The following is a 6,037-nucleotide window of genomic DNA, read 5'->3' as shown; positions in this document are numbered from 1 at the left end:
GGGAACGGTCGAATTTACAAAAACATGGATCATAAACAGGCTTTGAGAAGCATGTATTCAATACAAAGGCCGCCGGATTTATCCGGCGGCCCTTACTATGATAAGAATTTGGCTAATTCTTAGAACTAAATCAGTTAATGCCAACGGTCCAACCCGTAGCCCAGGAAGATACATCGGTACCGGTACCATTACCATCTCCTGAGATAAAGTCTGCTTCGTCAAAGGTAAAGCCGGTGTCGTTCTTCAACTTGGTGGTCACGTTGTTAAAGCTTACATCGTTTACCTGCAAGAGGCCGTCAATAACACCCTGTCCGGTGGTATTATCTCCCGTGTCCCCATCCAGGTCAAAAGCTTCTTCAAAATCGGTAACCACTACGTTTGTGAAGATACCCTGGGTTCCAGCCCTAAGGCGGATCGCTTCGTTACCAGCCTCCCCGGTTCCCACAACGGTTACGTTGTTTACATTAGGGGCTGAGAAATACCCACCTTCGTTACTGAAGTCCGTATTGTACCCATCACATTCAAAGGCCTTATCGTGATTGTTGCCGTGCTGTACATATACATCGGTAAGGGTTCCGGTATATCCTTCCGTCCAGTCGATGGAATCATCTTCTGCGTTTACAACAGCAACCTGGCTGACATTTACGGTTCCCCCGAAAAACTCTACTCCATCGTCAGAACCTTCGAAGATCTGGATATGGTCCATGGTCGTACCATTTCCAACGGCATAGAGGGATAGTCCGTTAAGTTCTGCATTTCCGTCAATCGCACCTCCTGCATATTCAATTCGCAAGTATTGAACGGTACCCGAATTATCAGCTACGACGTTGCCGCCATAGGAGAGTCCGCCCACTTCAGAAGTAGCGGTATCCTCGGAGCCATCGGCCGTAGAGTTGATAGGAGCCCTTCCACAAATGACAAGCCCTCCCCAGTCACCTGCGCCGGGATTGCTTGCGTTGGAGGAAAGCACGATAGGATTATCGGCGGTTCCAACAGCATTGATCTGAGCCCCCTGCTGTATAGCGATATATGCATTCACACCTACAGGTTGTGCTCTGAGGGTGGTTCCTGCAGGAATGCTAAGCGTGGTTCCATTCGCCATTAGAACAGGTCCTGTGATCACATAATCAGTATCGGCACTAAGGTTTAAATCTTCTGTGTAAACCCCACTGAGGTTTACAATGTCATCGCCAGAATCTGGGCCTGCGGGGCCATTGATCGTGGTATTATTGACTGTACTGTTATCATTGATAACAATGTCAGGGGTATCATCGCTTTCGCATGATGAAAGGACTGCGGCGGTCATCCCCAAAATTAAAAACGTCTTTTTCATTGTTTAGAGTTTAAAGTAGTATTAGAATTTATAGACCAGGGTAACACCCAGATTTACCCCAAGGTTGTATTCACGAATAATCACGTCACCGATACCGGTGTTTTCTCTCACAAAGGAGACATCTGGATTCAAAAGGTTTTGGGCGCTGAAATTCACTTCAAAATGTTCCCCAATATCGTTTCGAAGTACAAAACCCAGTGAGGGTACAGAACGCTCAACTATATTCCCCAGGCTTCCTGCCCCAAGGGAGAAAATACGGTCAGAAAAATAGGAGAAAACAAGTGTAGCCTTTGGACGATAGTTTCCAAAATCAGGGCTGTAGTTCAGGTCTGCATTCATGATAAAGGGAGAAGCTCCCTCAAGTCTGTCGGAATCCCGGTCAAAAGTGGTTCCGAATGTATTCTGGTCTCCGGCGGGAATATCCTTCAGGTCCTGTTTTGTATGGGTATATGCTGCATTCAGTCCCATCGACACAATGGCGTTGTCATTTGCGTCAGAGAGGAGGTTTTTTCGAAGTTCTAATTCCACTCCGTAAACATCTGCCTGATCCCCGGTACGGAAATACCTTTGTGTTCCTGTGGCGTCTGCGGCTACAACCCGGTTCACGGGGTTTTTTATGGTTTTGGCAAAGCCTGAGAGTGAAATGATCTCACCCCTGTCGAGGAACCATTCGTATTTCAGATCGTAATTGTAAACGTCCGAATAAGTTGCCCCTGTGCCGTCAAGCCCTCCCAAAAGGTCAGGGTTACCTCCGATACGCTGTGTGACGGCTTCGTACACAAAGGGGGCCACTTCCTTGAATTCGGGAAAGGACGCTGTCTTGCTGAAGGAGAATCTCAGGTTACTATCCTCAGTAAGCGAATAACGCACATTGAGTGATGGGACAAATATATTTTCGTACACATCCCTGAAGCCCGGATCATCCGGACGGATATTGATTACCTCGTACTCCACGCTCTGGGAAAAAGATTCCAGCCGGATACCGGGAACGACCAACCATTTCTCGTTTGGGGTCCACTGGGCGTTCACAAAACCGGCATAAACATTCATAACACCTCTATACGTATTCTCAGGAAGTCCGGGGCGGTTTACATTACCAATTTCATTATTTATCGGATTCAGGACAATCAGGTCCCAAAGGCCACTTCCTTCAGGGATGTTAATATTGCTGACATCGAAAATGTCATCAAAATTGTTTACATCGGTGATTGGCGTGTTGTCCCTGTCTTCGATACGGTATCCGTAACGGATACTGTTAAAGCTACGTTCCTTCCGTTTCCCGTTATATCCAAACCCGAGGGTCAGTTGTTCAGAAGCCTTATACCCAAGGTTCAAATAACTATTCAGCTCGTCGTCCTCAATACTCTGGAAAAACCTTTGGTTGTCGAAGGGAATATTCGTGTAAAAAACCGGGTTGGTATTTGGATCGTCGTCGAGGGATAACTGGTAATTCTCCAGGGTAATCCGTTTACGATCGGGTTCATCGGAATAGACTTTATTAAACCCGACACCCCACTCAAAAAGGAACTTATCTTCAAAACTATGTGATCCGTTCAGTTGGTTCACAAAGATCATGTCCTGGTTGAACTGGACATTCATGATATAGAATCCTTCATCGGTTGTGATGATAGCATCCCTGTTGGTACCCTCACCATTTACACCGTAGTACCCCACTGCATCGACGGCACTATTGATAAAGAGGCTGGTGAAACTCAGTTTGTGTTCCGGATTGATCCTATAAGTAAGATTTCCCAGGGCCGTTGTATTGGTATTATAGGCGTACTCATTGACTGTGGGAAAATTGACTTTTAAGACATTGGTGAAATCCGCTGCAGGCCCTTCCCGGAAGGTATAGCCGCTGTCAAAACTGGCAGACACGAAATAACTAAGACGGGATTCATCCCCGATATTCCAGGAATTCCCGGCCTCGAAAGCGCCGTTTAAGTTTATGGGGTCCCAGGCACTTTGAGGGTCAACACCGTGGGCAAGGACAACGTTAAAGGGGTTGTATTCATAGCGGTTGTAAAAACCGTAGGCACTTGGCCCTTCGGAACGCACAAAATCCAAGCCGCTGGCATTTGTATTCAGGCCACTGCCAAGGCTTACCTTAACATAGGCATCCCCAAGGTGTTCTTTGGAATCGATATTGACGTTTCCCGCAGCAAAATCCGAATAGAAAGCTGAAGAATACGCCTTACTTACAGCTACGTTATCCAGGATGCCCGAAGTAAAGAGGTTCAGGTCGATGTTCTTTTTATTGACATCATTGGATGGGAGGGAAAGTCCGTTCATACTGGTATTCTGGTACCGATCCCCAAGCCCCCTGACGTATACGTCATTGGATCCCTGCTGTTTCGATATCCCGGAAATCTGGGAGACCGCTGCTGCGGCATCGTCAATACCTTTCAGTTTCAGGGCTTCCGCACTGATGGCCTCTTCTATCACAATAGCTTTCTTCTGTTCCAGCAAGAGGGCGACTTCCGAATCCTTTGCCGATGAGGTCACTAACACGACTTCATCGAGGGAGACCCCGGCAGTTGCCGACATGGGAACATTAGCTTCGGTTACTTTACCAGCTTCTACAGTCACGGACAGCTCTACAGTCTCATAGCCGAGAAAGCTATATACGACAGTATAAGTTCCGGGTTCCAGCCCGTCTATTTCATAGAGGCCGTCAAAGTCTGATGTGGTCCCTTTGGTGGTTCCTTTAACGAGAACATTGGCAAAGGCCATCGGTTCATCATTCATCTCCTTGTCGATAAGCTTACCGACAATAGAGCCATTCTCCTGGGCGAAAATGACAGGTCCTGTAAGGAGAAGTAAAAGGTATATAAACTGTTTCATTGTCTGTTCGTGGTATTCGGGGGCAAAGAACGCTAGTCACTGTAAAGGTCCTGTTAGCCTGGTGTTAAACCTTTTTTGCATTAATGTTAGGCGAATGTTACCAGGTTAAGCCAGTATTATGGATGCTTGAAATCGCTTTACCGATACTTCATAAAAAGGGTATCTTTCGGGCATATTTCAAGGATTATGATGCAATGGGAACAACTCCTTTCGCTGAGGCGGGAAGGAGACACACATAAAAGGCTTCGAAATGAGCAGGACGAAACCCGCCTGGGGTTTGAGGTGGATTACGACCGCATTATTTTTTCACCCTATTTCCGGAGCCTCCAGGATAAAACCCAGGTCATTCCCCTGTCCAAAACCGATTTTGTCCATACCCGCCTGACCCACAGTTTGGAAGTGTCTGTCGTGGGGAGGAGTCTGGGAAGGCTCGCCGGAGCCCAGGTTCTGGAAAAACATCCGCAACTCGCCCAGGTCCACGGTTATCGGTTTAATGATTTTGGCGCTATCGTGGCCGCTGCATCCCTGGCCCATGATATCGGGAACCCACCTTTTGGACATAGCGGAGAACAGGCAATAGGTAGTTTTTTTGACCGGGGTCCCGGCCAGCGATTTAAAGAGGATCTGACCGATAAACAGTATGCGGACCTGCTTCGATTTGAGGGGAATGCACATGGATTCCGTTTATTGGCTGCTCCGAGGGTAGGTGTTCCGGGAGGCTCCCGCCTGAGTTATGCCACCCTGGGTGCCTTTACCAAGTATCCGAAGGAGTCCCTGCCGCATCGAAAAGGCGGCCCGATCGCCACCAAGAAGTTCGGGGTATTTCAAAGCGAAGTCCCCATCTTTTGTGAGATCGCCGAAGAACTTGGGCTTAAATCTATGAACCTTGAAGGGGGGATCGGATACTGCAGGCATCCCCTGACCTATCTCGTGGAAGCTGCCGATGATATTTGCTATACCATCATCGACTTTGAAGATGGGATCAACCTGGGCCTGATCCCGGAAGATTACGCCCTGGAATACTTGATAAAACTGGTGAAGGACCGGATAAACACTGAAAAATACAGAGGGATTTCTCATATGCCCGACCGTCTGGGCTATTTGCGGGCCCTGGCCATCGGGACCCTTGTGCAGGATGCCGTACGTATTTTTATGGAAGAGGAAGAGGCTATCCTGAGGGGAGAGCTAAAAGTTGCCCTTCTCGATAAGAGCAGGTACAAGGCCCAGATTGAAGATATCATCCGATTGAGTGTCGATCGGATTTACCAGGCGCCCGAGGTGGTGGAAAAAGAAGTGGCCGGGTATAAAATCCTCTCCGATATATTGGAGGTTTGTACAGGGGCGATGGTAGCCCGACTGCAAGGGAAAACCAATTCCTACGACCGGCTGATTCTCAGTATGCTGCCTTTGGAAAATGGACAACCGGAGGCGAGCTCTGTTTACGAGGCCTTGCTGCAGGCCTGCTCTTTTGTGGCTTCCCTTTCGGACCGGGCCGCGGTACATATCCACAACAAGATCAGCGGAAAGCAACTTCAGGATCAGAACCTGTAAGTGACCCCAATGCCGAGTTGCTGTCGAAGTTGAATACGGGGGACCCCCGGATCGATCAGGGTCCCGTCGGCGGCTTCCTCCCGATCAAAGAGAATGTCGTCGTCATAAATAATATGGGCGATCAGGGTGGCGCTAATAAATTCGTTGACCTGAAACTTCAATCGCACCTGCCAGTCGATATCGATATTGCCAAAGTTGTTGAGGTAGTCTGTATAAAGGGCCAGATTATGGTCGTAATTGATGTTCTCGGCAATAGGGAATTCCCACTTATGGGTGACGAGAATACCCAATTCCGTATAGAGTTTTTCC

At 48.1% G+C, this 6,037-nt stretch carries 3 protein-coding genes and 1 pseudogene; 1 reads left to right on the top strand and 3 read right to left on the bottom strand.

The genetic code is table 11. The features are described 5' to 3' along the window. Positions 1-130: 130 nt before the first annotated feature. On the bottom strand, positions 131-1,333 hold the full coding sequence (locus WBV75_RS11140; protein WP_424120675.1) for a multidrug transporter: 1,203 nt from the start codon (positions 1,331-1,333) through the stop codon (positions 131-133). Between the two features lie 21 nt (positions 1,334-1,354). After that, positions 1,355-4,177 (bottom strand): TonB-dependent receptor domain-containing protein, encoded by a 2,823-nt coding sequence (locus tag WBV75_RS11135; RefSeq protein ID WP_424120674.1) that lies wholly within the window; start codon positions 4,175-4,177, stop codon positions 1,355-1,357. Positions 4,178-4,366: 189 nt separating this feature from the next. On the opposite strand from WBV75_RS11135, the gene dgt reads away from it, so the two are divergent. After that, positions 4,367-5,728 (top strand): dGTP triphosphohydrolase, encoded by a 1,362-nt coding sequence (dgt, locus tag WBV75_RS11130; protein ID WP_424120676.1) that lies wholly within the window; start codon positions 4,367-4,369, stop codon positions 5,726-5,728. Here dgt and WBV75_RS11125 read toward each other — a convergent pair. Beyond that, positions 5,716-6,037: pseudogene (locus WBV75_RS11125) on the bottom strand (DUF3078 domain-containing protein); the annotation flags it as partial. The gene dgt and the pseudogene WBV75_RS11125 overlap by 13 nt on opposite strands.

This window comes from Robiginitalea sp., from assembly GCF_049588695.1.
GTDB lineage: Bacteria > Bacteroidota > Bacteroidia > Flavobacteriales > Flavobacteriaceae > Robiginitalea.
Note: the sequence above shows the minus strand (reverse complement) of the source record. Positions and strands in the feature narration are given on the sequence as shown.

Coding starts and splice junctions, on each gene's coding strand:
- WBV75_RS11140 (WP_424120675.1), bottom strand. CDS start 1,333: ATGAAAAAGACGTTTTTAATTTTGGGGATGACCGCCGCAGTCCTTTCA.
- WBV75_RS11135 (WP_424120674.1), bottom strand. CDS start 4,177: ATGAAACAGTTTATATACCTTTTACTTCTCCTTACAGGACCTGTCATT.
- dgt (WP_424120676.1), top strand. CDS start 4,367: ATGCAATGGGAACAACTCCTTTCGCTGAGGCGGGAAGGAGACACACAT.